The organism is uncultured Agathobaculum sp., from assembly GCF_963927765.1.
In the GTDB taxonomy this organism is placed as follows: domain Bacteria; phylum Bacillota; class Clostridia; order Oscillospirales; family Butyricicoccaceae; genus Agathobaculum.
Map to the genome: position 1 here is coordinate 1 of NZ_CAWVCU010000005.1, position 2,732 is coordinate 2,732.

3 protein-coding genes and 1 tRNA gene are annotated in these 2,732 nt (G+C 54.0%); 2 read left to right on the forward strand and 2 right to left on the reverse strand.

Annotated elements, in window-relative coordinates; genetic code table 11:
• Window positions 1–118 precede the first annotated feature (118 nt).
• Window positions 119–194: transfer RNA gene (locus ABGT74_RS00160), tRNA-Ala, on the reverse strand.
• A gap of 225 nt (window positions 195–419) precedes the next feature.
• Between ABGT74_RS00160 and ABGT74_RS00165 the strand changes: the two genes are divergently transcribed.
• The gene (locus ABGT74_RS00165) at window positions 420–1,052 is read left to right on the forward strand and encodes a hypothetical protein (protein ID WP_346703968.1); all 633 of its coding nucleotides are present in this window, start codon (window positions 420–422) and stop codon (window positions 1,050–1,052) included.
• A gap of 70 nt (window positions 1,053–1,122) precedes the next feature.
• On the opposite strand, the gene ABGT74_RS00170 is transcribed toward ABGT74_RS00165, so the two are convergent.
• Complete coding sequence (locus tag ABGT74_RS00170; protein ID WP_016148567.1) at window positions 1,123–1,605, reverse strand: small multi-drug export protein; 483 nt, start codon at window positions 1,603–1,605, stop codon at window positions 1,123–1,125.
• A 188-nt stretch (window positions 1,606–1,793) separates the two neighbouring features.
• Here ABGT74_RS00170 and ABGT74_RS00175 point away from each other — a divergent pair, with 188 nt between their 5' ends.
• Window positions 1,794–2,609, forward strand: coding sequence for a Cof-type HAD-IIB family hydrolase (locus tag ABGT74_RS00175; protein ID WP_162608978.1), 816 nt, complete (start codon window positions 1,794–1,796; stop codon window positions 2,607–2,609).
• The last annotated feature ends 123 nt before the right edge of the window (window positions 2,610–2,732 follow it).

The window sequence follows — 2,732 nt, forward strand, 5'->3', positions numbered from 1 at the left end:
CCTATTCCCTATTACTTCTTACTTCCAAAAATCGACTTCTCCGTTTTCACGGAAAAGCGAATCGAACATCGCGAATAAGCAAAAAAACGACAAGCTCCTTGCGAAACTTGTCGATTTTTGGTGGACCTGGAGGGATTCGAACCCTTGACCTCTCGGATGCGAACCGAACGCTCTCCCAACTGAGCTACAGGCCCATAATATGCAATATTTCCGTTCAATTTGTGCCGAAAAAAGGCTCCTGACAATTTTTAATTATACTCTCCCATATCGAATTGTCAAGGGGGACGCATCCCATTTTCTCCAGCCTGTACGGCACAAAAAAATCTGCCGATTTTACCCGCCTCTGCCTTGCTTTTCCACGCCGTGAACCATATAATAAGTGTACCAAACCGATTGTGTCCAATTCAGGAGGGACGTATATGCATAACGACTGTATCGATGAAAATTTGACCGACAAGCAGCGCGAGCGTTTTCGTACCTGCTGGGTTCTGCTGGCGGATCAGTCACACAAAAATGCGCACATGTTCACGCTGCGCCCCTATCTTTACGAGCAGTTCTTTGCACCCGAAGCACAGCGCGATGCTGTGCCGATGATTCTGGACGTGCTGCACATGATGACCAACCATCTGCCCGTACTGATTCACTTCCACTGTGTCCGCCCCGATCATCCCGACGCGCCCATGCTTGCCGACTGTGCCGAGGCCTTCGGTCAGGTCGTGCGCGACAGCGCCAGCCCCTCGTTCCTGCTCCATCCCGGCTCGCAGCTCCCGCTCGATCTGCTCGCCGCCATGCTCTTTGACCCCGACAGTGCCTTCCATGTCGTCTGTTATGTTCCGCAGCGTTTCCTGATGGAAAAGCTCGCGGCGATGCCCTACGGCGGCTGTCTGTGGTATCTGTCCCATGGTCTGGGCCGTCTGCGAATGGATTACCTGTCCGGTCGCCCGATGCTGGAGATCGTGACCGACGGCGATGTAACCGCTGAGTTCCTCATGGGACGCATTACGCCTATGCTCTGGCGGCATGGTCTGCGTCTGGTGCTGCGAAAAGTGTAAACCGGTCAAAAAAAATTGCGCCGTCTGCGAGACGGCGCTTTTTTCATGCAGTTTGAGATTTTGCCGCGTGTCAGGTGAAGAGCGAAAATACACCCGAAGATGCAACCGCCATAATCAGACCAGCCGCGACAACACCGGCAGCGATGGAGAAAAACGCACGGATGGGCGGCATTTTGAGCAGCGCTGCGATGGCTGCACCCGACCAGGCACCGGTGCCCGGCAGCGGGATGGCGACAAACAGGAACAGACCCCATTTTGCGTACTTTGTAATCTGTCCCTTCTTGCTGTTGAGCTTATTGGTGTACCAGGTTGCCGGTTTTTTAAATAGCGGCTGTCTGGCCAGCCAATCGAGCAGACGCTCAGCAAAGAGCAGCAAAAACGGGATGGGCAGCAGGTTGCCCAGAATACAGATGGGCAGCACCTCGGTCCAAGGCATACCGGCGGCAATGCCGATCGGCACCGCACCGCGCAGCTCGATGAGCGGCAGCATGGACACAAGGAACAGGGCGGTTTCTTTTCCCGCCGCGCCCAGCCATGTGAATAAACTTTCCAAACTTCAAACCCTCTCTTTATCCAAACATATTATCTATTTTAGATGGTATCAGAACGCCGGATGAAATGCAACGCAATTTTGTAAAAACTCTCTGAATTCTATCATTTGTTCCCCGGTTGACTTTGCTCTCTGTAACCTGTATGATGGGAACAGATGCAAATACGCTATACTCGGAGGACTCTGCCATCATGTCTTGCTTTGATTTTGTCGTGACCGATCTGGACGGTACGCTGTTTTACGATCGGGAAAATATCTGTGACCGTGATCGCGATGCGCTGCACCGCCTGAAAGCTCAGGGTATCCGCTGCGCCATTGCAACCGGCCGTGAATTGGACGCGGTTGTCCCGGCGCTCGACCGTCTGAATCTCTGGGATGACTTCACCCATATTATTCACTCGGGCGGTGCCGGTGTATACACGATTGCCACCCGCGAAAACCAGATGACTGGTATGTTATCCATCCAGACCCTCTGCGAGATTTTCGACCGTTATGTAGATCTTGGTCTGTCCTTCGTCCTGCCGATGGACGGCAAGCTGTACGTCTCGCGCCGCACGGCGCTGCTGGAAAACGAAGCGCGCCTGCTGTGCTATCCGCTCGTTGAAGTTCCCGACCTCAAAACCATCATCTATAAACCCATGAATAAGATCGTGCTCAATGCACCGCTTGAGGACATCGACCGCGCCCTGCCCATCCTGACCGCAGACACCGACCCGCGCTATCAGTGGCACCGCAGCCATGATAACTACATCGACTGCTACGCACGTGGCATCAGTAAGGGCACCGCATTGACCGCGCTGTGTGAGACGCTCGGGATTGACCCTGCGCGAACATTGGCAATCGGAGATAACGAAAACGATATTCAGCTGTTGGATGCGGCCGGTACGTCAGCTTGTCCGGCAGATGGTACCGATACCGCCAAAGCGCACGCTGATTACGTGTGCTGTCCGGCGCACGAGGGCGCGTTCGCCGATATGTGTGAACATTATATCTTTGAGAGAGAGTAAATCGACGCTCGACTCTTTCGTCCCGCCCGCAGGCGAAATGAAGCTTTCGCTCAAGCCTTTCTCGAAAGGCTTGCGGAGTCTTGAGGCAGAGCCTCAAGTCGCGTCCCGCAGGACGCGAAATCC

What these genes read in the sequence shown, in the direction of transcription:
- ABGT74_RS00165 (WP_346703968.1), top strand. Translation starts at nt 420, where the DNA reads ATGCATAACGACTGTATCGATGAAAATTTGACCGACAAGCAGCGCGAG.
- ABGT74_RS00175 (WP_162608978.1), top strand. Translation starts at nt 1,794, where the DNA reads ATGTCTTGCTTTGATTTTGTCGTGACCGATCTGGACGGTACGCTGTTT.